Here is a 25984-nt window from a genome sequence, read left to right on the forward strand (position 1 = left end):
GGAAATACGATGAACGCTTCATCCGGAGAATACTGGTTAGGGATCGACTGCGGCGGCACCTACCTCAAGGCAGGATTATACGATCACACGGGGCAGGAGTCTGGCGTTTGCCGCCAGTCCCTGCCGGTTCTGAGCGACCATCCCGGCTGGGCCGAGCGTGACATGCCTGCGCTGTGGGCGTCGTGCGTCAGCTGTATTGCCGCGCTGCTGCGCCAGCAAAACGTCAGCGGCAATCAGGTGAAAGGCATCGGCATTTCGGCGCAGGGCAAAGGCTTATTCCTGCTGGATAAAGCCGGGAATCCGCTGGGCCGGGGGATTTTGTCCTCCGACCGCCGCGCCGGTGATGTGATCAGCGCCTGGCAGCGTGACGGCTTGCATCAGCAAATCTATCCGCTGACCCGTCAGGCGCTGTGGGCCGGGCATCCGGTGTCATTGCTGCGCTGGATAAAACTGCATCAGCCGGAGCGTTATCAGCAAATTGGCACGGTAATGATGGCGCACGATTATCTGCGTTATTGCCTGACCGGCGTGCGCGGTTGCGAAGAAACCAACATCTCCGAATCCAATCTGTACCACATGGCGAATGGCGGTTACGACGCACGGCTGGCTGAAATGTTAGGGATTGCCGATATCAGCGCAGCGCTGCCGCCGGTGGTGGGTTCGGCGGAAATCTGCGGAACCGTGACGCCAGACGTCGCGGCGCTGACCGGATTAACCGCAGGCACGCCGGTGGCTGGCGGATTATTCGATGTGGTCTCTACCGCGCTTTGCGCTGGACTTCACGACGAATTCACCCTGAATGCGGTGATGGGCACGTGGGCGGTCACCAGCGGAATATCAGCGGAAATGGAGGCGCAGGAAAATCATCCGTACGTTTATGGCCGCTACGCTGGCGGCGAAGGCTATCTCATCCACGAAGCCAGCCCGACGTCCTCCGCTAATCTCGAATGGCTCAACCAGCAAACCGGCGGCATGGCGTTTGACGAGATTAACCGCGCCGTCAGCGCCCTGCCGAAAGCCGCAACCGACGTTCTGTTCCTGCCCTTCCTTTATGGCAGCAATCAGGGTGTGGAAATGACCGCCGGATTCTATGGCCTGCAATCACTGCACCATCGCGGCCATTTGTTGCAGGCGGTTTACGAAGGCGTGGTGTTCAGCCATATGACGCACCTTAACCGCATGCTCGAACGCTTTCCGCAGGCGAAAACCCTGCGCGTCACCGGCGGTCCGGCGCGTTCAGAGGTCTGGATGCAGATGCTGGCCGACGTCAGCGGCATGCCGGTGGAACTCCCTCAGATCGAAGAAACCGGCTGTCTGGGCGCGGCGCTGGCGGCGATGGTCGGCACCGGCGTGTATCCCACTTTCGCGCGGGCCCAGCGCCATCTGCATTTTGCCGTGAGGCGCCTGGAACCCGACGTCGGTGCGCAGATGGCCTATCAGAAAAAATCACAACGTTACCAGTTCCTGATCGACGCACTGGGCGGTTTCCACGCCCGATGCGCGGCGGCTGACTCACAGGAAAAAACTCATCATGACTAAACCTCTGCTCCAGCTGGCGCTGGATCATACCGACCTTCCGGCCGCGCTGCGCACCGCGAAGGCGCTGAAAAATCACGTCGACATCATCGAGGCGGGCACCATTTTGTGTCTCTGCGAAGGATTGCAGGCCGTAGAAATGCTGCGTGAACTTTGCCCGGACAAGATTCTGGTTGCCGATCTGAAAGTAGCCGACGCCGGTGAAACACTGGCGCTGGAGGCATTTCAAGCCGGGGCTAACTGGATGACGGTGATTTGCGCCGCACCACTGCCGACGGTTATCAAAGCGCACGACGTGGCGAAAACGTATCAGGGTGAAATCCAGATAGAACTTTTCGGCAACTGGACGATGCAGGATGCGCGCGACTGGCACGCGGCGGGGATCCGTCAGGCGATTTACCACCGCGGACGCGACGCGCAGGCCAGCGGACAAACCTGGGGCCAGCAGGATCTGGATCGCATGAAACAGCTGTCGGATATCGGCCTGCGCCTTTCCGTCACCGGCGGCATCACGCCTGCGGATTTACCACTGTTCCGCGATATCGACGTGCAGGCGTTCATCGCCGGACGCGCGTTATCCGACGCAACGCAACCCGCGCAGGTCGCGCAGGCTTTTCACCAGCAAATCAGCGCAATCTGGGGAGCAACGGCATGAGAAAACATCCGCTGGGCATCTATGAAAAAGCGCTGCCCAAACATCTGAGCTGGCCGGAAAGACTGGCGCTGGCGAAAAGCTGCGGCTTTGATTTTGTTGAAATGTCGGTGGATGAAACCGATGAGCGCCTGTCGCGCCTCGACTGGAGCATCACGCAACGCGTCGCGCTGGTCGAAGCGATGATGGAAATCGGTGTCTCCATTCCGTCGATGTGCCTTTCCGCACACCGCCGTTTTCCGTTCGGCAGCCACGATGAAAGCGTCCGCGAACGTGCACGGGAAGTGATGACCAAAGCCATCAAACTGGCGCGCGACCTAGGGATCCGCACCTTACAGCTGGCCGGTTATGACGTGTATTACGAAGCGTCCGACGCCGGTACCCGCGAACGATTTGCCGAAGGGCTGGCGTGGGCAGTCGAACAGGCCGCCGCCGCGCAGGTCACGCTGGCGGTCGAAATCATGGACACCGAATTCATGAATTCGATAACCAAATGGAAAGCATGGGATGAGCGCCTGAATTCACCGTGGTTCAGCGTGTACCCGGACATCGGCAATCTCAGCGCGTGGGGAAACGACATTCCGTCGGAGCTGGCGCTGGGCATTGACCGCATCGCCGCTATCCACCTGAAAGATACCTACCCGGTCACCGCGACCTCTAAAGGCCAGTTCCGCGATGTGCCGTTCGGCGACGGCTGTGTCGATTTCACCGGCTTTTTCCGCACGCTGGGCGCGCTGAATTATCGCGGCGCATTCCTCATCGAAATGTGGACGGAAACCGCCGCCGAGCCGGTACTGGAAATCATCAAAGCCCGTCAGTGGATTGAAGCCAAAATGCAGGAAGGAGAATTCGCATGTTAGAACAGCTGAAACAGGCCGTACTGGAGGCCAATCTGGCGCTGCCTGCGCATCATCTGGTGACGTTTACCTGGGGCAACGTCAGCGCGGTTGACCGCGAAAAGGGGCGGGTGGTGATCAAACCGTCGGGCGTGGAATATACCGACATGTGCGCCAGCGACATGGTCATCGTCGATCTGCATACCGGCGAGCGCATCGAAGGCGACAAAAATCCGTCGTCGGATACCGCCACGCATCTGGCGCTTTACCGGCAGTTTCCGGAAATCGGCGGCATTGTGCATACGCATTCCCGACACGCGACAATCTGGTCGCAGGCCGGGCTGGATTTACCGGCATGGGGCACCACGCACGCTGATTACTTCTACGGCAATATTCCCTGCACGCGCCGGATGACCGAAGCAGAAATCAACGGCGCGTACGAACTGGAAACCGGCAACGTCATAATCGAAACCTTCCTGGAGCGGGGTCTGGACGCCATGCAGGTTCCGGCGGTTTTAGTACATTCTCACGGGCCATTCGCCTGGGGGAAAAATGCCACCGACGCCGTGCATAACGCCGTCGTGCTGGAGGAATGCGCCTACATGGGCATATTCTCCCGCCAGCTGACGCCCGCACTTGGCGATATGCAACAGACGCTGATGGACAAACATTACCTGCGAAAACACGGGAAAAATGCCTATTACGGACAGCTGAAATAACCGGTCGTCGCCTGTCACTTCTCGAATAAATATGGTAACAATAGGCTTAATTATGCGCAGCGATGCCGCCAGGTCTTCGACCACAGAAAAGACCGCGGTACGCCTGCCTGCCTCACCTTTATGGAGAACAGCGCATTATGTCAGCCAAACATCCTGTTATTGCAGTGACCGGTTCGAGCGGTGCAGGCACCACCACCACCAGCGTGGCCTTTCGTAAAATATTTCAACAACTTGGCCTGCGTGCCGCGGAGCTGGAAGGGGACAGTTTTCACCATTTCACCCGTCCTGAAATGGATGCGGCGATCCGCAAAGCCCGTGACCTCGGGCGCCACATCAGTTACTTCGGGCCGGAAGCCAATGACTTTGGCCTGCTGGAAAAAAGCTTTATCGAATACGGCAAAACCGGCACAGGCCGTTCGCGCAAATATCTGCATACTTATGATGAAGCCGTTCCCTACAATCAGGTGCCGGGTACCTTTACGCCATGGCAGGCGCTCCCGGAGCCGACCGATATTCTGTTTTACGAAGGGCTGCACGGCGGCGTTGTTGCGGACAAAATTGACGTCGCCGCCCAGGTCGATCTGCTGGTCGGCGTGGTGCCCATCGTTAACCTTGAGTGGATCCAGAAACTGGTGCGCGATACCGGCGAGCGCGGGCATTCCCGTGAGGCGGTGATGGATTCCGTAGTGCGTTCGATGGACGACTACATCAACTACATCACACCGCAGTTTTCCCGCACGCACATCAATTTTCAGCGCGTGCCGACAATCGATACTTCCAACCCGTTTGCTGCCAAAGCCATTCCGTCACTGGATGAAAGCTTTGTGGTGATCCATTTCCAGGGACTCGATGACATTGATTTCCCGTATCTGCTGGCGATGTTGCAGGGCTCGTTTATCTCGCACATTAAAACACTGGTCGTACCGGGCGGGAAAATGGGACTGGCGATGGAGCTGATTATGGCGCCGCTGGTGCAGCGCCTGATGGAAGGTAAAAAAATCGAGTAACGAACTCAGGCGTCGTTCATCAGCAACTGACGGATAAACCCGACATGCAGTGCGACGCCAATCTGTAACGCCTCTTCATCGAGGCGAAAACGCGGATTATGCACACCGTAAGTCGCGCCAATTTTTTCATTCCCGCTGCCAATAAACAGGAAGCAACCCGGTACTTTTTGCTGATAGGAAGAGAAATCCTCACCACCGAACAGCGGCTGAGTGACTTCGCGCAGCGCCTGTGGCCCCAGCGTTTTTTCGATCACCTGACGCGCAATCGCACAGGCCTCAGGGTGGTTATCACCGTTCACATAGCCGCGCGTCCAGCGCAGTTCGTATGTCGCACCGTGCGCCGCCGTAATCCCCGAAATAATCTGTTCCATCAGCAACGGAACCTGCTCGCGCACACTGCTGTGATGGGTGCGCAATGTTCCGGCGAGTTTCACGCGTTCCGGAATGACGTTATAACTCTCCCCGCTCTGGAAGGTGGCGATGGTCAGCACCGGCACCTGAAGCGGATCGATGCGGCGCGCCACGACGTTTTGCAGCGCCGTCACCACTTCCGCGCCAATCACCACCGGATCAATGCACAAATGCGGCATCGAACCGTGTCCGCCTTTGCCGGTAATCGTGATGTCGAAGTTATCGGTGGACGCACAGAACACGCCCTCTTTCAGGCCAACCTCGCCCGTCGGAGAATTCGGCATAACGTGCAGGCCGAAGATTTTCTCCACGCCGTCGAGCACACCTAAATCCACCAGTTCCTGCGCCCCGCCCGGCGGCAACTCTTCCGCATGCTGGAAGATAAACCGCACCGAGCCGTGCAGCGCGGACTGACATTGCGTCAGCACTTTCGCCGCACCCAATAACATCGAGGTGTGCGCGTCATGGCCACAGGCATGCATGACACCCGGCACCGTCGAACAAAACGGCTCATCGTTTTCTTCCTGAATCGGCAGGGCGTCGATATCCGCCCGCAGCGCATACATCGGCCCCGGATAAGCGCCTTTAAGATCGGCAACCACGCTGTTGGGCGTCAGCCGCGTCAGGGTCAGGCCGCCAAAACTTTCCAGCTGTTCCGCAATGTAATCCGCCGTTTTATGTTCCTGAAATGAGAGCTCAGGATGCGCATGAATATGTCTGCGCCAGCGCAAAACATCCGTTTTGACTTCCGCCAGCATCGCTTCAAAATTTAATGTCATCAGACTTCTCCTCAGTTATGCCACGTCGCGCAACGCTGCGCGCGCTTTCAGGGTCAGCGGCAAAATCGCCAGCCCGGCAACCACCATCGCCAGCGCCAGAAAAACAAATGTCGAAAAATACCCGTGCGTCACGGTGATCAGATAGCCCATCGCAATCGGCGCCACGAATCCGCCGAGCGTTCCGCCGGTATTGATAATCCCCATTGCGGCACCCATCACTTCCGGCGGCAGGCGTTTCATCGGCAGCGTAAACACCGTGACAAATGCCGCCATCAGGAAGATATAGCCGAGGAACAGGAACAGCCCGGCAGTCACCGCCGACCCGGAGGTGTAGACCAGCCAGATGCACAGCGCGCTGAGCAGTGCGCTGCAAAAAATCACTTTCGGCTCTTTGCCCTGCATATAACGGCCGACCAGCCAGCCGGTCGCGAGCGAGGAAATCCAGATCCCCATTCCGCCGGTGGCGACCACCAGCCCGGAAACGTCCAGCGACATTCCGCGCTGTTGAACCAGATATTTAGGCAGCCACGCCATCAGGCCGTAAGACGGAATGTTGATGCAGAAAATCGACACGAACAGCAGCACGACAATCGGATTTTTAAGCAGCTCACGGTAGCCGGTCGCTACGCCGTCACGGGCTTTTGCTTTCGGAGGGTTCGGCACAAAAATGATAATCGCAACGGCAATCGCAAACGCCAGCAGGCCGAGAATAGAGAAAGATCCGCGCCAGCCGAGCGTATCGAGTGCGTACACCGCAATCAGCGGCCCGGCTGTCATCGCCAGACCGGCGGATGACAGCAATACGGACTGCGCGAAAGTGCGCTGCCCGACATCAAAATTCGAGACCACCGCTTTGGCGCAGGAACACGGATAACCGGAATGCCCGACGCCGGAGAGAAAGCGAAACGTCACCAGCAAACCGAGGCCGAATCCCAGCAAACCGAAGCAGAGCGCGAATCCGCCTAGCAAAAACAGCGAGATAACAAGTACTTTTTTGTAGCCGAAGCGGTCATTCAGCCAGCCAGCGGGGATCTGAAACAGCGAATAGGCCAGGAAGAAAATGCCGGTGATGTAACCCAGCTGCTCTGGTTGCAGGTTAAATTCGCGCTCAATCGGCAGCAGCGCGAACCCCATCACCGTTTTGTCGATATACACCACCGCATAACCGACGAACAGCAGGAAGATCATCAGGGAACGACTTTTCATAGCGGATATCCCTTTTTGTTATCACCGCGTCAGAAGTTCTCACTGTCGGGCGAAAAGTAAAATGCGACATGCATCACGTAATCAACTGAATAACAACGCATTATTTATTCCAAATCTGAAGCTATCAGCTTTACAGGTTTGCCATAAGATGCAATTTTTGGGCGGGTGATGCTTTTTACTGATAGGGCTTTCAAGCGAGGCGACATGCGTTATTTACCGAAATTGCAGCAACTCAAGGTTTTCCAGCAGGTTATCCGCAGCGGCAGTATTCGCGGCGCGGCGCGGGCGATGAATCAGTCGCAGCCCGCGGTCAGCAGAACCTTGCGGGAACTGGAACAAACGCTTGAAACTCAGCTTATCGTGCGCGGCAATCAGGGCATGGCGCTGACGGAAACCGGCCGTGCCTTTGCGCAGCGCATGCAGTTTATTCTCGAAGAACTTGAACGCGCGGCGGATGAGATCCGGCAGATTAATCAGTATTCGCAGGGTTCGGTGGCTATCGGGTTTTCATCACTGCTGGCGCTGACGGTATTTCCGGCCCTCAGTGAAGCGTTCAAAACGCAATTTCCCCAGTCCAAACTGCTGATTAAAGAAGGCCAGCTTTCGACGCTGTTACCGGCGCTGCGTGAAGGGAAACTCGATTTTGCCGTCGGGACCGCCGGGCCGGGTTTTCCGCTGGAGGATTTGGTGCGTGAGCCGCTGTTTAGCGCCCCTTTTGGCGTGATTGCGCGGCAAGGCCATCCGCTGGCAGATGCCACCACGCTCGACGAATTGCAATGCGCGCGCTGGGTGTTGCCGGAAACGGATATGGGTTACTACCAGCAGATTCAGCTTTCGATGAACGGCTTTAACGCACCAGCCGGGGAAACGCCGGTAAGAACGGATTCGGTAGTGTGCGGGCTGAATATGGTGTTGCAGTCGGATTATCTGACGATTGTGGCGAAGGCCATGCGCGCGCCGTTCGGCTTACAGGACAGGCTTTGCCTGCTCAATATCGATACGCTGCCGGAAGCGGAATATTGCGTGCTCTATTCGCAGAAATCGCCGCTGACGTTTGCCGCGCGGCGATTTCTGGATTTACTGCGAAGTCAGTGCCAGTCGTACCACTGGTCGTGACTTATTCGGCGTTCACTACTTCAAAACTGTGGGTGATTGTCGCGGCTTTGCCCAGCATCAGGGAAACGGAGCAATATTTTTCCGCAGACAGGCTGACTGCGCGTTCCACAATTTTATCCGTCAGGTCTTTGCCGGTGACGATGAAATGCAGGTTGATGTGCGTGAACAGACGCGGTGCTTCTTCGCGGCGCTGAGACGTCAGTTTCACTTCGCAGTCACGCACGTCGTTGCGGCCTTTTTGCAAAATAGACACTACATCAATCGCGCTGCAACCGCCCGCCGACATCAGCAACATTTCCATCGGGCTCGGGGCTTTGTCGCCCGCATTACCATCCATTGTGATCTGATGGCCCGACGCTGACTCACCTAAAAACGTCAGCCCTTCTACCCATTTTACGCGTGCGTGCATGTGCTCTTCTCCCGGTGGATAAATTCGTCAAATTTTCCCCTCAGACTACCCTTTCACCCAAAAACTGGCAACGTAACCCGATCGCCATCATGCTGAAGCGAGACAACAGAAGACAGCATTGCAAACCTGTGTTACAAACAAAGCCGAAACATACTTTCCAGTAAATTGCGGTGACGGTTTTTGCGGTTTAAGAACAGAACCCACGGTGTTAACAGCAATAATCAGGCTGTTTCACTCCGACATCCGCTTGCAGCATTTCTGGGGAGTTATATGCTGAAAGGGCGCTTTTTAAAGTAAGTGCCGTACAGGGAACTCTGAGCCCTGTGATTTTGGGCAGCGATAACAACAGAGGATAATAGCAAATGGTTCTCGGCAAGCCACAAACAGACCCGACTCTCGAATGGTTCCTGTCTCACTGTCATATACATAAGTATCCTTCTAAAAGTACGCTGATTCACCAAGGTGAAAAAGCCGAAACGCTGTACTACATCGTGAAAGGGTCGGTTGCCGTCCTGATTAAAGATGAAGAAGGCAAAGAAATGATACTGTCATACCTTAACCAAGGTGACTTCATCGGCGAGCTGGGACTCTTCGAAGAAGGGCAGGAACGCAGTGCCTGGGTGCGTGCTAAAACTGCCTGCGAAGTGGCTGAAATTTCTTATAAAAAATTCCGCCAGCTGATTCAGGTAAACCCGGATATTCTGATGCGTCTTTCCGCGCAGATGGCAAACCGTCTGCAAGTGACGTCAGAGAAAGTCGGCAATCTTGCCTTCCTCGACGTAACAGGCCGTATCGCGCAAACTTTGCTTAATCTGGCTAAACAGCCTGATGCAATGACCCATCCGGACGGGATGCAAATCAAGATAACCCGTCAGGAAATCGGCCAAATCGTCGGTTGTTCACGTGAAACAGTCGGACGTATTCTCAAAATGCTGGAAGATCAAAGCCTGATCTCCGCACACGGTAAAACGATTGTCGTTTACGGCACACGTTAATCCCTCAGAAATTGGCGCGACAGCTAACTGTCGCGCCTTTTTTATGGGCTAAGCTTTACGCATGACGCTATGGCGAAGACTGTTCTATCATCCCGAAGTTAACTACGCGCTGCGCCAGACGCTGGTGTTGTGCCTGCCTGTTGGCATTTGCTGGCTTTTTGGCAATCTGCAAATGGGTCTGCTGTTCTCTCTGTGTCCCGCCTGCTGCAATGTCGCGGGTCTGGATACGCCACACAAACGCTTTTTCAAACGTCTGATGGTCGGCGGCACGCTTTTTGCCCTGAGCAGCATTCTGCTGCAAGTGATGCTGGAAAGCTGGCACATTCCCCTGCCGCTCATCATGCTGTCGCTGGCGTTACTGCTGGGCGTGACCGGTGAAATCAGCCCGCTGCATGCGCGTCTGTTGCCCGGTGCGCTGGTGGCGACCATCTTCACGCTGAGCATGGTGGGTCTGCGTCCGATGTGGCAAGCTCCGGCGCTGTTCGCCGCAGGCACCGCCTGGTACGGTATCTTTAACTGGGCGTGGTTTCGTATTTCAAAAGAACAACCGATGCGCGAAACCCTCAGCCAGCTCTATCTGCAACTGGCAGATTACTTCGAGGCGAAATACAGCCTGCTGACGCAACACACCGATCCTGAAACCGCGCTACCGCCACTGCTGGCGCGTCAGCAACAGGTTATCGATCTGATTGCCCTGCTTTATCAGCAACTGCACATGCTGCCGCAACACGGACATCATCATCACCATAAGCGACTGTTCCAGCGTTTTCAGGTCGCACTCGATTTGCAGGAACACATCACGGTGAGCCTGCATCAGCCGGAAGAAGTGCAAAAGCTGGTGGAAGAAAGCCACGCCGAAGCGGTTATACGACGTAATGCGCAGGTGATCTCCGCCCGTCTGCGGGTCATCGCTGATGACATTCTTTATCACCGTTTATCCGGGCGATTTACGATGGCCAACGAACTGGCCGCGCTGGAGAAAATCGCCGCGCGCAATCCGGAGAATCCGGTCGGTCAATTTTGCTATTACCATTTCAGCCGCATTGCGCGTTTATTGCGGACACAACGTCCGCTGTACCGACGCGATCTGATGAACACTCAGCCCCGCTTACCTTTCTGGCCGGCATTGAAAAGTTATCTTTCCTTTAAATCGGTCGCGCTGCGCAATGCTGCCCGGCTGGGCATCATCCTGGCGATTGGCAGCAGCCTTGGTCTGTTTTTCAATCTGCCCAAGCCCTACTGGATTTTGCTGACCATCATGCTGGTCAGCCAGAACGGCTATAACGCCACGCGCGTACGTATCCAGCATCGTGCGCTGGGGACGCTGGCCGGATTACTGATTGCATCCGGATTGCTGAAGCTGGAATTACCCGAAAGCACCACGTTGCTCTGCATGCTGCTGATTACTTTGTTGTCCTACACGGTTTTACGCAAAAACTACGGGCTGGCAATGGTAGGTATGACAGTGACAGCCGTGTATACCCTGCAACTGCTGGCGATGAATGGCGTACATTTTCTCGTACCACGGCTGATAGATACGCTGATCGGCTGTGCGCTGGCTTTCGGCGGCACCATCTGGTTGTGGCCGCAATGGCAAAGCGGTTTGCTGCGCCAGAATGCGCATCAGGCGCTGGAAACCTATCAGAACGCAATCCGGTTGCTGCTTGAGGAAAATCCGGATACCGCGAAACTCGCCTACACCCGAATGCAGGTCAATCAGGCGCATAATAAACTGTTCACCTCACTGAATCAGGCAATGCAGGAACCGGGCTTTAACTCGCATTATCTGGCGGATATGCGTCTGTGGGTGACGCACAGTCAGTTTATTGTCGAGCACATCAATGCGATGACTATTCTCGCCCGCGAGCACTACATGCTGCCGGAGAAACTGGCGACGGAGTATTTGCAGACCTGCGAAATCGCGCTGCAAAGCTGTCAGCAGCGGTTGCTTTACGACGGGCCCGGTGGTGAGAACACCTTGTTTAATGCGCCGGAGCTGCATCCGGATATGCCGCTGACCGAAATGGAACGCCACCTGCGGAGGGTGATATCGCATCTGAGTGTGATGCATACTATTTCGTCACTGGCGTGGAAGCAGAGACCACATCATGGGATCTGGTTAACGCGGCGGGCGTAATTTATAACTCCCTCCCCTGCGAAAGGGAGGGGTGGGGTATTAAGGTCGGCTTAATTGTCTGAGTTGCCCTCAAACCAACACCCCATCCCAGCCTTCCCCTCGTGAAAGGGGAAGGAGCAAAAGCAAAACCGTTCAGCCATTGCAGGATAGAAGTAAAACGTCGATCTCCCCTTCGCAAGGGGGGAGCAGTCAGCCTGTAACTTTTGCCACAGCTTTCTCAAAGCGCCCCATCCCTTCTTCAATATCCGCGAAGTCGATAACCAGTGATGGTGCAAACCGGATCACATTCGGGCCCGCCACCAGCATCATCAACCCGAACTCAGCGGCGGCGGCATGAAACTCTCCGGCGCGGTTTTTGAAGGCATCCGACAGCTCGGCGCCAATCAGCAACCCCTGGCCGCGGAATTCGCTAAAGACAGAATATTTCTGGTTGATGGCATCCAGCGCGCTGATGAATTTCTCGCGGCGTTCATTGATACCGGCCAGCACGTCTGGCGTATTGATAATATCCAGTGCGGCTTCGGCGACGGCACAGGCCAGCGGGTTACCGCCGTAGGTGGTGCCATGTTTGCCCGGCTCCATCACCGATGCAACGTCTTCCGTTGCCAGCATGGCGCTGACAGGGAAACCGCCGCCCAGCGCTTTGGCTGTGGTCAGAATGTCCGGCGTCACGCCGTAATGCATGTAGCTGAACAACTTACCGCTACGCCCCATACCGCTTTGCACTTCATCGAGCACCAGCAGTGCCTGATGTTTGTCGCAAAGTTCACGCAGCCCTTGCAGGAATTCTTTGGTGGCCGGTGTCACCCCGCCTTCGCCCTGAACGGGTTCGACCACAATTGCGCAGGTATGGTCGTCGATCACCGCTTTTACCGCGTCCAGATCGTTGAAGGGCACATGTACGATGTCAGCAGGTTTCGGGCCGAAGCCGTCGGAATATTTCGGCTGTCCGCCGACTGAAACGGTAAACAACGTGCGGCCATGGAAAGCGTTATGGAAAGCGATGATCTTACTTTTGTACGGGCTGTGGCGGTGGGAAGCATAATAGCGCGCAAGTTTGAATGCGGCCTCATTAGCTTCAGCGCCGGAGTTGGCAAAAAATACGCGGTCGGCAAAAGTGGCGTCGATCAACTTCTGAGCCAGTCGCAGAGCGGGTTCGTTGGTAAATACGTTACTGACATGCCACAGAGTTTCACCCTGTTCATGCAAGGCTTTAACCAGTGCCGGATGACAATGTCCCAGCGCCGTTACCGCGATACCGCCAGCGAAATCAACGTATTCGGTGCCCTGCTGGTCCCACACGCGGCTGCCTTTGCCCTTCACCGGAATGAATTTCGCAGGTGAATAAACCGGCAAAATCACTTTGTCGAATGTGCCCCGATCTACCGCTGATTTTTCTGCCATAACCGTTTTCCCTTACTAAAGTAATATGAAAATATAATCACAAAATATGCATAAAAAATCACGCACAGGCAAACAGAAATCACACCTGATGGGTAAGTAATTTTATCAGCAAGATTAACTGATTAGATTTTAAGGAAATTATCCAGAAGCTGATGCCCCTGTTCACTCAGAATGCTTTCCGGATGAAACTGAACGCCATGCAGCGGTAAGGTTTTGTGCATGATGCCCATAATTTCGTCGCGCTGGCCTTCGCGCTCAGTCCACGCGGTGACGTCAAAGCAATCGGGCAGCGTTTCGGGCGCAATCACCAGGGAATGGTAGCGCGTCACCGTCAGCGGATTATTCAGCCCGGTAAAAACGCTGTTGCCGGTATGGCAGATGGGAGAAGTTTTGCCATGAATGGCCTGGCGGGCGCGGACGATCTTTGCGCCGAATGCCTGCGCCATTGCCTGATGCCCGAGGCAGACGCCGAGTACCGGCAGTTGACCGGCAAAATGGGTGATGGCTTGCAGGGAAATTCCCGCCTGATCGGGCGTACACGGGCCGGGCGAAATCACCAGATGTGACGGGGAAAGCTGTTCGATATCCGCAATCGTCAGCTGATCGTTACGCACCACGCTGACTTTTGCCCCCAGCTCGCAAAAATATTGGTAGAGGTTGTAGGTAAACGAGTCGTAGTTGTCGATCAGCAGCAGCATGGTCAATCCCGGTAAAGTCGAAAAATTTACCGGGTAATTCTACGCATTTTTATCCGCAGGCTTCAGCCTTTTTGTCGATCAAGGTGCGCCGGTCAATGTGCCTCATCGATTTCACTGATCACCTGATTAAAAATCGCCACCAGGTCTGTTTCATCGCCAAAAACCGCCGTTTTGTTGGCGGCCAGCCAGCGCTCACGCCCGACTTTGGCCCACTCAATGTCATAACCGGCGTGGATAACCAGCTGCTCGATGAATATTCTCAGCGCGCGCCCGTTACCTTCCCGGAATGGATGCAACAGGTTCAGGCCGGTGTAATAGTGCGCCAGCCGTTCTGCCAGATTATCGTGCGGCCATCCGACCAGAAACTCCTCTTCTTCGAGTTCCTGCATCAGCGCGTTGCCTTCATTTTCGATGTATTCGAAATGGCAAAACTGCGTATCGTCTTTATAAATATCGATTTCGCGGAACTTGCCCGCCCACGGATAGATATCCTGGAACAGGGAAAGATGGATAGCGCACAGATGCGGTAAGCCCATGGTGGCCGGGCCGAGCGGCATGGCGGCGGCGCGCAGTGCGGTGAAAGCCAGTTCGGCCTGCAACAGACGATGTTCCTCCCGGATCCCGAGGCTGTTTTTCAGAACGTTGATGCCGGGATAGTAGTAAGGATCGGCACCTGCCACGAGTTTATCGTTCATAGTGCCTCCTCAGCTCGGACAAGCGCTGCGAAATTTGTTCGTTATCCAGCGTGACGGCTTCAACCTGCAAACCATCAAGCAGACTGCTGGCCTGAAAGTTCTCCCGCTGACGTTCGCGAAAGAGTTTTTCCTGCTGTCTGAGGGTCATTTTTTTCGCCATATTTCCTCCCCGGATATGGCCATTCGGGCGCATACCTTGTGAAGGTAAGTATAGACAGAGAAAAAAGGGCACCCGGCTGAGTGCCCCAAACTCGGATTATTCAACAGCGATCGGCTGGCTGATGACGTCAGTTTTATGCTCACCCTGCAACGTTTTCACCCGGTCTTCGAGCTGCTTAACCGCCTGCGCGTCTGGCAACAGCGAGTATTTCAGCTCGAACACGGTGCTCTGGCCGGGTTGCAGTTGTTTCACGCGGCCTTGTTTACGCTCAATCGTCACCGGATAAGCATAGTTGGTGCCCGGTTCAATACCGGTGACATATCCCTGTTTCAGCGTGTCGGTGTTTTTCCACAGCGTCAGCAGCGGAAGCTGATGGGTATCGAACTCGATCGACGCGCCTTTATCACCGGCTTTGTTGACGACGCCCGCGACGGTTTTACCCTGCGCATCCGCCAGCGGCACCATGTTGAAGACCATTTCATCGAAGCCTTTGGTTGGCCCTGCGTAAGTCTGCCAGTCGGTCAGGCCCTTTTTGGCGTAATCGTTGAACGGAGAAATGGATTTTAGTGGTGCAATAAAGCGAGCGCCCTGCTCAAGGATTGGCTGACCAAAGTTGCTGTGATAAATAATCTGGTAGTCGTGCGGATAGTCCGACGAGTTGGTGAGTTCATCGTGAATGGTCCAGGACTGGCTGCCCGGCACGTAGCGCAGCTCAGTCCAGGTTTCCAGCCTGGCTTTCTTGAAGGTATCTTCTTTGAGCAGCCCGCGCACGGTGATTTCGTACGGCGCTTTTTCTGCAATCTCCACCACGACTTTCGACGCTGGCGTGTTGCCTGCGCGGCCATGCAGCGTATAAATCATGCCGTCCGCGGTCACCGGATGGCCGGTCCATTCAAAGCCGCAGCGCACCATCATTTCGTTGAAACCTTCCAGCCAGCCTACGCCGTTGCGGCTTTCCAGATTGATGTACGCCGGATTCACCACTTCCTGCACCGGCGAATCCCAGCCCAGCCGGATGTTATCGCCGGTGACATGCAGTAAATCCATGCCGCGCGTCGGGCTCAGGGCGATGGTCAGCCCTTTGCTGGTGATCGTAATGACTTTCGACCCTTCCTGTTTACCGCCGTGCAAAACTTTTTGTTCGATGCTGAAATCTGCACCGGTGATATTCAGCTTTTTGCTGTCAGTTTTCCAGTTTCCCAGTTCAGTACCGGCTTCAGCATCCGTCAGCACGATAGTTTGTGCGGCAGCCTGCCACGAAAAAAGCCCCATGACGATCCCGGTTACGAGTAATTTTTTCACATCCACTCCTTTTTGCTGAATTGATTTAGCCCAAAAGCAATTCAGCCTACAAATCCCGCAGGATGAAAAACGTGACAGTCTTCACCTTGATAGGTTTTGCCGTAAAACCACCCGCCACAACGTGCTCAGGGTGGCAAAAGAAGAATGAAACGGGATTTGTTACAGGAAATAGTGAGAAGTCAGGCAGAGAAAACACACACAAAGCTGACGCGTTTCAGCTTCGTGTGTTGAACAGAAGAGATTACTTTTTACGGCCACCCATAATTGAGCCCAAAACGCCGCGCAGAATCTGTCGCCCTAAATCGCGGGCCATACTTTTGGCGGCAACCTGCACCACACCGTCGCGTTTGCCGCCACGCGGGCCGGTGCTGCCGAACAGGATTTCATTGAGCCCCCCCATCAGGCCGCCGCCGGATCCGGCTTCCGCCGTGGGTTTAGCCGCGCCGCCCGGTTGCGGGGCAGCCACGGTACCGAAGCCCTGTGCGGTGATTTTTTCATACGCGGATTCGCGATCCACGCTGTCTTCGTAGCGGCCATACAACGGCGACTGATTGATGGCTTTATTGCGCTCATCTTCCGCCAGCATGCCCATTTTTGATTCGGGGGCGATGACTATGGCACGCTGCACAATTTCCGGCCGCCCTTTTTCGTCGAGGAAAGACACCAGCGCTTCGCCGACGCCCAGCTCGCTAATCACCGCTTCCGCATCGAACGCCGGATTGGCGCGCATGGTCTGCGCCGCGGCTTTTACCGCTTTCTGGTCGCGTGGCGTAAAGGCGCGCAAAGCGTGCTGAACCCGGTTGCCAAGCTGTCCGAGCACGCTGTCAGGAATATCCAGCGGGTTCTGTGTGACGAAGTAAATCCCGACGCCTTTAGAACGGATGAGGCGCACCACCTGTTCGATTTTCGTCAGCAACGCTTCAGGCGCGTCATTGAACAACAGATGCGCTTCATCAAAGAAAAACACCAACTTCGGCTGTTCCGGGTCACCCACTTCCGGCAGATGTTCGAACAGTTCCGCCAGCAGCCAGAGCAGGAAAACAGAATAGAGTTTGGGCTGATTAATCAGCTTATCTGCGGCCAGCAGATTGATGATCCCATGACCGTTTTTATCGGTGCGCATCAGATCGTTGATATCCAGCATCGGCTCGCCGAAGAACTGATTCGCGCCCTGACCTTCCAGCGTCATCAGGCCGCGCTGAATCGCCCCGATAGACGCCGTGGAAATATTGCCGTACTGCGTCTGGAACTGCTTCGCGTTTTCGCCGGTAAACTGCACCATCGCGCGCAAATCTTTCATGTCGAGCAGCAAAAGTCCGTTGTCATCGGCAATCTTGAAAACCAGCTGCAACACGCCGCTTTGCACGTCATTCAGATCCAGCAACCGCGCCAGCAATAACGGCCCGAGATCGGAAATCGTGGCGCGGATCGGATGACCTTTTTCACCGAAAATATCCCACGGGATAATGCTGCACGCCTGCGGCTGCCAGTCAGTGACGCCGATATTCTTCAGGCGCGCGGCGAGTTTTTCCGAAGGCACGCCTTCTGCGCCAATCCCCGATAAATCCCCTTTTACATCGGCCAGAAAAACAGGAATGCCGATACGCGAAAACTGTTCAGCCATGCGTTGCAGCGTGACCGTTTTACCTGTGCCGGTCGCGCCAGTTATTAATCCATGCCGGTTCGCCAGAGCAGGCAGGACCACCAGATCCTGAACCGGCTGGCCTTCATTCATGGCTTTGGCAATAAGGCGGGGTTCGCTCATTTCTTTTTCCTTGAAAGTGGGACGCGGTAACGCTCTTTAAAACCTATTAGTCAGGACAAGGGGCGTCAAGAAACACCCAACAAAAAGCCTCCCGAAAGGAGGCTTAGATTCTTTGCAGAAAGGAACCGGAAAGCTGAATGTTATGGCAAGACTTTCGCAGAGAGGATAACAATCGGCGTGGTCGGAACGTTCTGGTATGGCCCGACGTTATCGGTTTTCACGGAAGACATTTTGTCGACCACGTCCATGCCTTTGATGACTTTACCGAAAACGGCATAGCCAAAATCACGCTGACCGTGATCCAGGAAAGCATTGTCTGCCACGTTGATGAAGAACTGGCTGGTCGCGCTGTCTTTATCAGCAGTACGCGCCATAGCAACGGTGCCGCGCAGGTTACGCAGGCCGTTGTCAGCTTCGTTCTTAATCGGTTCTTTGGTCGCTTTCTGCTGCATGTCAGTCGTAAAGCCACCGCCCTGAACCATGAAGCCCGGGATCACGCGATGAAAAATGGTGTTGTTGTAATAGCCGCTCTGCGCGTAATCGACGAAATTCTTCACAGAAACCGGTGCCTTCGCACTGTCGAGTTCCAATTCGATATTCCCTGCTGAAGTGGTCAGCATTACGTGGGTTTGACCGGCGGCGAAAACCGGTGACATTGCAGTCAGGGATAGCAGCGCAGTTAAGGCCACTAAAGTACGTTTAAACATGACGGTTCCTTTCTTCAGAATACAAACAACAGATCCCACTGATTCTAAAGAGGCTTTAGGCTCAGCGCCAGACCTTTACCTTTATTTACGCTTAAAACTAAATTATTCAGATATTTCATAATATTACACGGTATTTATCTTAGCGTTAGCTGTTGAAATCTACCGGATAATCTTTATCAAGATGGATGACCGTTTTTGCCGGTTCGGTTTGCGCGATAAGACGTCCCTGACGGATGGAATATCGCACCGGCGTCTGACGGCGGACAGCATCAAAACCATTCTGTGCAGGCAGGATCACCAGGTTCGCCGGATTGCCATCTTGCAGCGCGTAATCCGTCAGATTCATTGTTCGCGCGCTGTACGTGGTAATCAGCTTCAGGCCATCGTCAATTTGCTGATATCCCATCAGCTGGCAAACATGCAGCCCCATGTGCAAAACCTGCAACATATTGGCGGTGCCCAGCGGATACCACGGATCAAAAACGTCATCGTGACCGAAGCAGACGTTAATCCCCGCCTCCAGCATTTCTTTCACGCGCGTAATACCGCGACGTTTAGGATAGGTATCAAAACGCCCTTGCAGATGAATGTTCACCAGCGGATTGGCGACAAAATTGATGCCCGACATTTTCAGCAGACGGAACAGCCGCGAAGTATACGCGCCGTTATATGAGTGCATCGCGGTGGTATGGCTGGCGGTGACGCGCTGGCCCATGTTTTCACGCAGCGCCAGCGCCGCCACGGTTTCCACAAAACGCGATTGTTCATCATCGATTTCATCGCAATGCACGTCGATGAGCCTGTTGTATTTCTGCGCCAGCGCAAAGGTTTTGTGCAGCGACTCCACGCCATATTCGCGGGTAAATTCAAAATGCGGAATCGCGCCGACAACGTCAGCACCCAGTTTCAGCGCCTCTTCCAGCAGGGCTTCGCCGTCGGGATACGACATAATCCCTTCCTGCGGAAACGCCACGATTTGCAGCGTAACCCACGGCGCGACTTCGGCTTTCACTTCCAGCATAGCTTTCAGCGCGGTCAGCGTCGGGTCGGAGACATCAACGTGCGTACGGACGTGCTGAATGCCGTTGGCAATCTGCCATTTCAGCGTCTTCCACGCGCGCTGTTTTACATCCTCATGCGTGAGCACGGCCTTGCGTTCTGCCCAGCGTTCAATGCCTTCAAACAGCGTACCGGACTGGTTCCACGCGGGCTGACCGGCGGTTTGCGTCGTATCAAGGTGAATATGCGGTTCGATAAAAGGCGGGATCGCCAGCCCGCCTTCCGCATCCAGGATGTGATCGCCGTAATCGGCATTATCCAGCTGCGAAACGATATGGCGGATCACACCGTCTTCGATTTCTATCTGCCACAACCCTTCCCGATCAGGCAGACGGACATTTTTAATGGTACGCAAAGGAGTTTTCGTCACGCGTTACCTCATCGTTTTAGAAAGACTGCGTCGTCAGTGATTGTAAGGCCAATCTAAGAACAATAGCCTGAAAGTGTTTATAAATCGAAAGGTTACACAAAACCCCAATGAAATCAGCTAAATACCTACTAAGGGGTATATTGGAAGCGGCTTGATTTGTATCAATACCCCCTGTTACGCGCGGGTTATGTTTAGCCTCATAAAATCAAAATTGAGGCAATTATGAGCAAAGTCAGACTCGCGATTATTGGTAACGGCATGGTCGGCCATCGCTTTATCGAGGATTTGCTGGATAAAGCGGAGCCGGATCAGTTCGATATCACGGTATTATGTGAAGAGCCGCGCGTGGCCTATGACCGCGTCCATCTTTCCTCTTACTTTTCACACCATACCGCCGAAGAACTGTCGCTGGTTCGCGAAGGATTTTACGAAAAGCACAACGTCAACGTGCTGATCGGCGAACGCGCCATCACGCTGAACCGCAAAGAAAAAGTGATCCACTCCAGCAGCGGCCGCACGGTGTACTACGACAAACTGATTATCGCGACCGGTTCCTACCCGTGGGTACCCCCGATCCTCGGTTCTGACGGCCAGGACTGTTTCGTTTACCGCACCATTGAAGATTTGCACGCCATCGAATCCTGCGCCCGTCGCAGCAAACGCGGTGCCGTCGTCGGCGGCGGTTTGCTCGGGCTGGAAGCGGCGGGTGCCCTGAAAAACCTCGGTGTTGAAACGCATGTGGTTGAATTCGCACCCGGTCTGATGGCGGAACAGCTTGATGTGATGGGCGGCAGCCAGCTGCGCCAGAAAATCGAAAGCATGGGCGTGCAGGTTCACACCGCGAAAAACACCAGACAAATCGTTCAGGGCGGAAGCTCAGCCCGCAAAACCATGGAATTCGCTGACGGCACCGCGCTGGAAGTCGATTTTATCGTGTTCTCTACCGGCATCCGTCCTCAGGACAAACTGGCGCGCCAGTGTGATCTCGAAATTGCACCGCGCGGCGGCATCGTCATTAACGACCAGTGCCAGACCAGCGATCCGGACGTTTACGCCATCGGCGAATGTGCGTCGTGGAATCAGCGCACCTTCGGTCTGGTCGCACCGGGCTACAAAATGGCGCAGGTCACCGCAGACCATCTTCTGGGCCGCGAAAATACCTTCACCGGCGCAGACATGAGCGCCAAGCTAAAACTGCTCGGCGTTGACGTTGCGGGTATCGGCGATGCACACGCACGCACACCGGGCGCCCGCAGCTACGTCTATCTGGATGAAAGCAAAGCGTTATACAAACGTCTGGTCGTCAGCGAAGACAACAAAACGTTGCTCGGCGCGGTTCTGGTCGGCGACACCAGCGATTACGGCAATCTGTTGCAACTGGTGCTTAACAGCATCGAACTGCCGGAAAACCCGGATGCACTTATCCTGCCTGCCCACGCGGGCAGCGGCGGCGCAGTGATCGGCACCGACGCCTTGCCGGAAAGCGCGCAAATCTGCTCCTGTTTTGACGTCACCAAAGGCGACATCATCAAAGCGGTTCAGGGCGGCTGCCACACCGTCGCGGCGCTGAAATCCGCAACCAAAGCCGGGACCGGCTGTGGCGGTTGTATTCCGCTGGTCACACAAGTGCTGAACGCTGAGCTGAGCAAACAGGGCATCGAGGTGAATCATCACCTGTGCGAGCACTTTGCGTATTCGCGTCAGGAGCTGTATCACCTGATCCGCGTCGAAGGCATCCGTTCGTTTGACGATCTGCTCAATAAATACGGCAAAGGTTATGGCTGCGAAGTGTGTAAACCGACTGTCGGTTCGCTGCTCGCCTCCTGCTGGAATGATTATGTGCTGAAAGCACAGCACACGCCGCTTCAGGACACCAATGACGTCTTCCTCGCCAACATGCAAAAAGATGGCACGTATTCTGTTATCCCGCGCTCACCGGGCGGCGAAATCACGCCACAAGGTCTGATGGCGATTGGCGAAATTGCAGCGGAATATAACCTCTACACCAAAATTACCGGCTCCCAGCGCATCGGGATGTTCGGCGCGCATAAAGACGATTTACCGGCTATCTGGCAGAAACTGATTAACGCCGGTTTCGAAACCGGTCAGGCGTATGCGAAAGCGCTGCGCATGGCGAAAACCTGCGTCGGCAGCACCTGGTGTCGCTACGGCGTTGGCGACAGTCTCGGTTTCGGCATCAGTCTGGAAAACCGCTACAAAGGCATCCGCACACCACACAAAATGAAGTTCGGCGTCTCCGGTTGTACCCGTGAATGTTCGGAAGCTCAGGGCAAAGACGTCGGGATTATCGCCACCGAAAACGGCTGGAACCTGTATGTCTGCGGCAACGGCGGTATGAAACCGCGCCACGGCGATCTGCTGGCCGCCGATCTGGATAACGAAACGCTGCTGCGCTATCTCGACCGCTTCATGATGTTCTACATCCGCACCGCCGATAAGCTTCAACGCACCTCGGTCTGGATGGACAACCTCGAAGGCGGCATCGACTATCTGCGCAAAGTGATTATCGATAACAAACTCGGCCTGAACGATCAGCTGGAAGCCGAACTGGCACGTCTGCGCGAATCTGCGGTTTGCGAATGGCAGGAAACGCTGAACGACCCGGCGGCGCAGACCCGCTTCACGCACTTTATCAACAGCGCGCAGCGCGACCCGAACGTCCAGTTCGTGTCAGAACGCGAACAGCACCGTCCGGCGCGCCCGGACGAACGCATTCCGGTGAAAATGATCGCCGACGGGGAGGAAGTATTATGAGCCAGTGGTTAACGCTTTGTTCTGTTGAGCAAATCCTGCCGGGCTGCGGCGTTTGCGCGCTGGCGGGCGATCAGCAAGTTGCGCTGTTCCGTCCTTACGCTGATGAGCAGATTTTCGCGCTGTCGAATATCGATCCCTTCGCAAAATCAAGCGTGCTGTCACGCGGGATTATTGCCGAACATCAGGGCGAATTGTGGGTCGCCAGCCCGCTGAAAAAACAGCATTTTCGCCTGACGGATGGTTTGTGTATGGAAGACGATACGCATTCGATTCCGGCCTTTGAGGTTCGTGTTCAGGGCGGCAGCGTGGAAATCAATACCACCAGCCTTCACGCAGAAACCTGCTAAACTCCGCGCCTTTCACGCCGCCTTCGGGCGGCGTTGTTATCTGCTTTCGGGAACGTCGTCATGGATTATTTGCCCCTCTTTTGTCAGTTAAAAAACAGAGCCTGTCTGCTGGTGGGCGCCGGTGACGTTGCCGAACGCAAAGCCCGTTTGCTGCTCGATGCCGGTGCGAAACTGACGGTCAACGCCCTCACCTTCACGTCGCAATTTGAGATTTGGGCAGACGAAGGCAAAGTCCGCCTGCTGAAAGGCGAATTCTCGCCGCTGCTGGTCGATGAAAAGTGGCTGGTCATTGCCGCGACGGATTCTGATTTAGTGAATCAGGAAGTCAGCGAAGCCGCCGAGCAACGCCGCGTTTTCTGTAACGTGGTGGACGCACCGGAAAGCGCGAGCGTGATCATGCCGTCGATTATCGACCGTTCACCACTGATGATCGCCGTCTCTTCCGGCGGCAATGCGCCGGTTCTGGCGCGCCTGTTACGCGAACGTCTGGAATCCATTTTGCCGCAACATCTGGGCAAACTGGCGCAGGTAGCGGGCGGATTACGCGCACGGGTCAAAGCGCAGTTCAGCGAAATGTCCGACCGCCGCCGCTGGTGGGAAAAGCTGTTTAATCATCATCGTCTGGCGCAATCACTGGCCAATAATGACGACGCGCAAAGCGGGCAATATCTCGAAGAATTATTCAGCGAGCCGGTGGATAAACACGGTGAAGTGATTCTGGTCGGTGCCGGGCCGGGCGATGCCGGTCTGCTGACGCTCAAGGGTTTGCAGCAAATGCAGCTGGCCGACGTGGTGGTTTATGACCGGCTGGTTTCCGACGGCGTGCTGAATCTGGTGCGCCGCGACGCCGAGCGCATTTTCGTCGGCAAGCGCGCCGGGCATCATTGTGTTCCCCAGGAGCGCATCAACGAAATTCTGCTGGAACAGGCGCAAATGGGTAAACGCGTTGTGCGCCTGAAAGGTGGCGATCCGTTTATCTTTGGTCGCGGCGGCGAAGAGCTGGAAGCACTGAAAGCCGCGGGCATCGCGTTTTCCGTTGTGCCAGGCATCACGGCCGCCTCGGGTTGTTCCGCCTACAGCGGCATTCCGCTGACGCACCGCGATCATGCGCAAAGCGTACGGCTAATCACCGGCCACGCCAAACAGGACGGCGCACTCGACTGGGCATGTCTGGCGCAGGGTCAGCAAACGCTGGTGTTTTATATGGGGCTGACGCAGGCGGGCGAGATCCAACGGCGTCTGCTGGAAAATGGTCTGGCAGCACAAACGCCTGTCGCGCTGGTCGAAAACGGCACCAGCCAGCAGCAGCGCGTGGTCACCGGAAACCTGACTGACCTCGAAAATCTGGCTAAACAGGTGCAAAGCCCGAGCCTGATTATCGTCGGCAGCGTGGTCAGCCTGCGCCATAAACTCAACTGGTTTGCCAGCGAAACGCCGCAGTAACACCCCTCCCCGCCCGAAAACTCCATTTATTTTTTTAATCAATTCAGAGAAGTGATATGACTTTCACTTCTCTGCCTTAAATTATAAGAGAATTCTTATAACAGAATAAAATTCCTGAATTCCGGGATTCACTCTCTTAAAACCAAAATATTCACCCCACACAAATGGAATATTCAGAATCTTCAACTTAGACTTTAAGTACGCCGACTGTGGCGTAATCTCCCGTGGAGGGTCAAATCATGCGCCATACCATTCATGTTGGTCATGTTAACAAGGTTGCTTTGGCAATCTTAGTCGCCCTGTCACTGGCTGCCTGTAGCGGCAGTGGCGGCGGCGGTTCTTCTCATACGGCAAAAACGTCCACCACCGGCTCGGCAACGACCGGAGACGGGACAACAACAGGCAGTGACGGCACCACGACCGCCGGAAATGGAACCGGAACAGGCACCACAACGACCGGTGACGGAACCACCACCGCAGGTAATGGAACCGGCACCGGAACGGGTACGGGGACAGGCACCGGGACGGGTACCGGAACAGGGACAGGGACCGGATCGACATCCACCACACTCACTACCGGCACCATCCTGAGCAGTGCGGGTGGCGCAGTCAGTGGCCTGGGGACACAAGTCAGCAGTATCGCCAGCCAGACACCTATCAGTAATATTCCGGTCGCAGGTTCAGGCGTTGTGACCATTGTCGACAGCGCCGGGAATGCGGTGACGTCCGTGGGCAGCGGTATTCAAAACGGTGTCGGCCAGTTTGGCACCAATCCTAATGCCATCGGCACCACGGTCGCAGGCGTGCCAAAAGCCGTGGCTGATTTAGGCACCGGCGTATCCGGTCTTGGAACGTCCATTGCCGCTAACACCGCCGGCACGCCGCTGGGTGGCATAACCGGTGCGACGGGCGGTCTGGTGAATAACGTCGGATCACTGGTCACCACGACCGGTAACGGTCTGGCGCAAAACGTACAGAGCGGCGCGCTTTCCGGCGTCACGACGGCAGCGACGGGCATCGTGACGCCGGTTGTCGCCAATGTACAAACCACCACCCAAGCCGTGGGCGGCGCGACCGGTTTAGGTACGCCTGTTAACGGTTTGCTGAATCAGGTGGGCGGCGCGGTCAGCTCCGTCGGGACACAGGTTTCTACCAGCACACCGGCGCTGGCGGGTCTGGGCACCGCAGTTACAGATACCGGCCAGGCAGTGTCTAAAACCGGTACGCTTCTGGTTCCGGCCAGCAGCACAACGACGACCACCGCCAGTAATTCCGGTGGTATTTCTGCTGGCGCAGGCGCTTCGCTCACACAATCAGGCGGCCTGATTGCGGGCGTCGGGACCACGCTGGGGACGGTCACCGGCGGGCTCGGCCTGAAGGTGAATAAAACACCATAGTACATTGTTGTAAAAAGCCCGCTGTCCGGACATCCGGGGAGCGGGCTTCTCCCTCCGGG

Annotated in this window: 23 protein-coding genes; 12 read left to right on the forward strand and 11 right to left on the reverse strand. The window is 55.5% G+C overall.

Annotated features, from left to right (window positions below; translation table 11 throughout):
• Window positions 1-9: 9 nt before the first annotated feature.
• The 5 genes from M2403_RS20620 to M2403_RS20640 all read left to right on the forward strand — a co-directional run bounded on the left by M2403_RS20620 (window position 10) and on the right by M2403_RS20640 (window position 4750).
• Window positions 10-1539 (forward strand): FGGY-family carbohydrate kinase, encoded by a 1530-nt coding sequence (locus M2403_RS20620; RefSeq protein WP_259230744.1) that lies wholly within the window; start codon window positions 10-12, stop codon window positions 1537-1539.
• Window positions 1532-2191 (forward strand): 3-keto-L-gulonate-6-phosphate decarboxylase UlaD, encoded by a 660-nt coding sequence (ulaD, locus tag M2403_RS20625; RefSeq protein ID WP_259230745.1) that lies wholly within the window; start codon window positions 1532-1534, stop codon window positions 2189-2191. The genes M2403_RS20620 and ulaD overlap by 8 nt, the downstream gene beginning before the upstream one ends.
• Window positions 2188-3048 (forward strand): L-ribulose-5-phosphate 3-epimerase, encoded by an 861-nt coding sequence (locus M2403_RS20630; RefSeq protein WP_165061092.1) that lies wholly within the window; start codon window positions 2188-2190, stop codon window positions 3046-3048. The genes ulaD and M2403_RS20630 overlap by 4 nt, the downstream gene beginning before the upstream one ends.
• Window positions 3042-3743 (forward strand): L-ribulose-5-phosphate 4-epimerase, encoded by a 702-nt coding sequence (gene araD, locus M2403_RS20635; protein ID WP_152327491.1) that lies wholly within the window; start codon window positions 3042-3044, stop codon window positions 3741-3743. Before M2403_RS20630 ends, araD begins: the two co-directional genes overlap by 7 nt.
• Window positions 3744-3880: 137 nt before the next feature.
• Window positions 3881-4750, forward strand: coding sequence for a phosphoribulokinase (locus M2403_RS20640; RefSeq protein WP_013573636.1), 870 nt, complete (start codon window positions 3881-3883; stop codon window positions 4748-4750).
• 5 nt (window positions 4751-4755) lie between these two features.
• Here M2403_RS20640 and M2403_RS20645 read toward each other — a convergent pair whose 3' ends face one another.
• Together M2403_RS20645 and M2403_RS20650 are read right to left on the reverse strand one after the other, a co-directional pair.
• The gene (locus M2403_RS20645; RefSeq protein ID WP_259230749.1) at window positions 4756-5940 is read right to left on the reverse strand and encodes an amidohydrolase; all 1185 of its coding nucleotides are present in this window, start codon (window positions 5938-5940) and stop codon (window positions 4756-4758) included.
• Window positions 5941-5955: 15 nt separating this feature from the next.
• Window positions 5956-7146 (reverse strand): MFS transporter, encoded by a 1191-nt coding sequence (locus M2403_RS20650; RefSeq protein WP_259230752.1) that lies wholly within the window; start codon window positions 7144-7146, stop codon window positions 5956-5958.
• 204 nt (window positions 7147-7350) lie between these two features.
• On the opposite strand from M2403_RS20650, the gene M2403_RS20655 reads away from it, so the two are divergent.
• Entirely contained in the window at window positions 7351-8262 is a 912-nt protein-coding gene (locus M2403_RS20655; RefSeq protein ID WP_208950313.1) for a LysR substrate-binding domain-containing protein, read from the forward strand.
• A gap of 1 nt (window position 8263) precedes the next feature.
• Here the strand turns inward: M2403_RS20655 and M2403_RS20660 are convergent, their stop codons facing one another.
• Window positions 8264-8671 carry an OsmC family protein gene (locus M2403_RS20660; protein WP_101077441.1) on the reverse strand — a complete coding sequence of 136 codons (408 nt, stop codon included), beginning with the start codon at window positions 8669-8671 and terminating at the stop codon, window positions 8264-8266.
• A 362-nt stretch (window positions 8672-9033) separates the two neighbouring features.
• Between M2403_RS20660 and crp the strand changes: the two genes are divergently transcribed.
• Window positions 9034-9666 (forward strand): cAMP-activated global transcriptional regulator CRP, encoded by a 633-nt coding sequence (crp, locus tag M2403_RS20665; protein WP_013573634.1) that lies wholly within the window; start codon window positions 9034-9036, stop codon window positions 9664-9666.
• A 61-nt stretch (window positions 9667-9727) separates the two neighbouring features.
• Window positions 9728-11803 (forward strand): YccS/YhfK family putative transporter, encoded by a 2076-nt coding sequence (locus tag M2403_RS20670; RefSeq protein ID WP_259230755.1) that lies wholly within the window; start codon window positions 9728-9730, stop codon window positions 11801-11803.
• A gap of 189 nt (window positions 11804-11992) precedes the next feature.
• Here M2403_RS20670 and M2403_RS20675 read toward each other — a convergent pair whose 3' ends face one another.
• The 8 genes from M2403_RS20675 to M2403_RS20710 form a co-directional block, all read right to left on the reverse strand.
• Window positions 11993-13207, reverse strand: a complete 1215-nt coding sequence (locus M2403_RS20675) for an aspartate aminotransferase family protein (protein WP_165061078.1) — start codon at window positions 13205-13207, stop codon at window positions 11993-11995.
• A gap of 122 nt (window positions 13208-13329) precedes the next feature.
• Entirely contained in the window at window positions 13330-13905 is a 576-nt protein-coding gene (locus M2403_RS20680; RefSeq protein ID WP_259230756.1) for an aminodeoxychorismate synthase component II, read from the reverse strand.
• Window positions 13906-13997: 92 nt separating this feature from the next.
• Entirely contained in the window at window positions 13998-14600 is a 603-nt protein-coding gene (locus M2403_RS20685) for a putative adenosine monophosphate-protein transferase Fic (RefSeq protein WP_152327498.1), read from the reverse strand.
• Window positions 14590-14760, reverse strand: a complete 171-nt coding sequence (locus M2403_RS20690) for a YhfG family protein (protein ID WP_152327499.1) — start codon at window positions 14758-14760, stop codon at window positions 14590-14592. Before M2403_RS20690 ends, M2403_RS20685 begins: the two co-directional genes overlap by 11 nt.
• A gap of 96 nt (window positions 14761-14856) precedes the next feature.
• Window positions 14857-16062, reverse strand: coding sequence for an aldose 1-epimerase family protein (locus M2403_RS20695; protein ID WP_259230758.1), 1206 nt, complete (start codon window positions 16060-16062; stop codon window positions 14857-14859).
• A gap of 241 nt (window positions 16063-16303) precedes the next feature.
• Complete coding sequence (locus M2403_RS20700; protein WP_259230769.1) at window positions 16304-17827, reverse strand: DUF853 domain-containing protein; 1524 nt, start codon at window positions 17825-17827, stop codon at window positions 16304-16306.
• A 140-nt stretch (window positions 17828-17967) separates the two neighbouring features.
• Complete coding sequence (ppiA, locus tag M2403_RS20705; protein WP_152327502.1) at window positions 17968-18534, reverse strand: peptidylprolyl isomerase A; 567 nt, start codon at window positions 18532-18534, stop codon at window positions 17968-17970.
• 145 nt (window positions 18535-18679) lie between these two features.
• Window positions 18680-19963, reverse strand: coding sequence for a cytosine deaminase (locus M2403_RS20710; protein ID WP_165061051.1), 1284 nt, complete (start codon window positions 19961-19963; stop codon window positions 18680-18682).
• A 222-nt stretch (window positions 19964-20185) separates the two neighbouring features.
• Here M2403_RS20710 and nirB point away from each other — a divergent pair, with 222 nt between their 5' ends.
• The 4 genes from nirB (at window position 20186) to M2403_RS20730 (ending at window position 25925) form a co-directional block, all read left to right on the forward strand.
• The gene (gene nirB / locus M2403_RS20715) at window positions 20186-22738 is read left to right on the forward strand and encodes a nitrite reductase large subunit NirB (RefSeq protein ID WP_259230771.1); all 2553 of its coding nucleotides are present in this window, start codon (window positions 20186-20188) and stop codon (window positions 22736-22738) included.
• Entirely contained in the window at window positions 22735-23085 is a 351-nt protein-coding gene (gene nirD, locus M2403_RS20720) for a nitrite reductase small subunit NirD (RefSeq protein WP_152327505.1), read from the forward strand. Before nirB ends, nirD begins: the two co-directional genes overlap by 4 nt.
• Window positions 23086-23145: 60 nt before the next feature.
• Window positions 23146-24528 carry a siroheme synthase CysG gene (cysG, locus tag M2403_RS20725; protein ID WP_165061045.1) on the forward strand — a complete coding sequence of 461 codons (1383 nt, stop codon included), beginning with the start codon at window positions 23146-23148 and terminating at the stop codon, window positions 24526-24528.
• Window positions 24529-24767: 239 nt separating this feature from the next.
• Complete coding sequence (locus tag M2403_RS20730) at window positions 24768-25925, forward strand: collagen-like triple helix repeat-containing protein (protein ID WP_208950308.1); 1158 nt, start codon at window positions 24768-24770, stop codon at window positions 25923-25925.
• Window positions 25926-25984: the final 59 nt, after the last annotated feature.

It is taken from the genome of Rahnella sp. BIGb0603, assembly GCF_024808755.1.
Taxonomy (GTDB): Bacteria; Pseudomonadota; Gammaproteobacteria; order Enterobacterales; family Enterobacteriaceae; genus Rahnella; species Rahnella contaminans.

Coding starts and splice junctions, on each gene's coding strand:
- M2403_RS20620 (WP_259230744.1), top strand. CDS start 10: ATGAACGCTTCATCCGGAGAATACTGGTTAGGGATCGACTGCGGCGGC.
- ulaD (WP_259230745.1), top strand. CDS start 1,532: ATGACTAAACCTCTGCTCCAGCTGGCGCTGGATCATACCGACCTTCCG.
- M2403_RS20630 (WP_165061092.1), top strand. CDS start 2,188: ATGAGAAAACATCCGCTGGGCATCTATGAAAAAGCGCTGCCCAAACAT.
- araD (WP_152327491.1), top strand. CDS start 3,042: ATGTTAGAACAGCTGAAACAGGCCGTACTGGAGGCCAATCTGGCGCTG.
- M2403_RS20640 (WP_013573636.1), top strand. CDS start 3,881: ATGTCAGCCAAACATCCTGTTATTGCAGTGACCGGTTCGAGCGGTGCA.
- M2403_RS20645 (WP_259230749.1), bottom strand. CDS start 5,940: ATGACATTAAATTTTGAAGCGATGCTGGCGGAAGTCAAAACGGATGTT.
- M2403_RS20650 (WP_259230752.1), bottom strand. CDS start 7,146: ATGAAAAGTCGTTCCCTGATGATCTTCCTGCTGTTCGTCGGTTATGCG.
- M2403_RS20655 (WP_208950313.1), top strand. CDS start 7,351: ATGCGTTATTTACCGAAATTGCAGCAACTCAAGGTTTTCCAGCAGGTT.
- M2403_RS20660 (WP_101077441.1), bottom strand. CDS start 8,671: ATGCACGCACGCGTAAAATGGGTAGAAGGGCTGACGTTTTTAGGTGAG.
- crp (WP_013573634.1), top strand. CDS start 9,034: ATGGTTCTCGGCAAGCCACAAACAGACCCGACTCTCGAATGGTTCCTG.
- M2403_RS20670 (WP_259230755.1), top strand. CDS start 9,728: ATGACGCTATGGCGAAGACTGTTCTATCATCCCGAAGTTAACTACGCG.
- M2403_RS20675 (WP_165061078.1), bottom strand. CDS start 13,207: ATGGCAGAAAAATCAGCGGTAGATCGGGGCACATTCGACAAAGTGATT.
- M2403_RS20680 (WP_259230756.1), bottom strand. CDS start 13,905: ATGCTGCTGCTGATCGACAACTACGACTCGTTTACCTACAACCTCTAC.
- M2403_RS20685 (WP_152327498.1), bottom strand. CDS start 14,600: ATGAACGATAAACTCGTGGCAGGTGCCGATCCTTACTACTATCCCGGC.
- M2403_RS20690 (WP_152327499.1), bottom strand. CDS start 14,760: ATGGCGAAAAAAATGACCCTCAGACAGCAGGAAAAACTCTTTCGCGAA.
- M2403_RS20700 (WP_259230769.1), bottom strand. CDS start 17,827: ATGAGCGAACCCCGCCTTATTGCCAAAGCCATGAATGAAGGCCAGCCG.
- ppiA (WP_152327502.1), bottom strand. CDS start 18,534: ATGTTTAAACGTACTTTAGTGGCCTTAACTGCGCTGCTATCCCTGACT.
- nirB (WP_259230771.1), top strand. CDS start 20,186: ATGAGCAAAGTCAGACTCGCGATTATTGGTAACGGCATGGTCGGCCAT.
- nirD (WP_152327505.1), top strand. CDS start 22,735: ATGAGCCAGTGGTTAACGCTTTGTTCTGTTGAGCAAATCCTGCCGGGC.
- cysG (WP_165061045.1), top strand. CDS start 23,146: ATGGATTATTTGCCCCTCTTTTGTCAGTTAAAAAACAGAGCCTGTCTG.
- M2403_RS20730 (WP_208950308.1), top strand. CDS start 24,768: ATGCGCCATACCATTCATGTTGGTCATGTTAACAAGGTTGCTTTGGCA.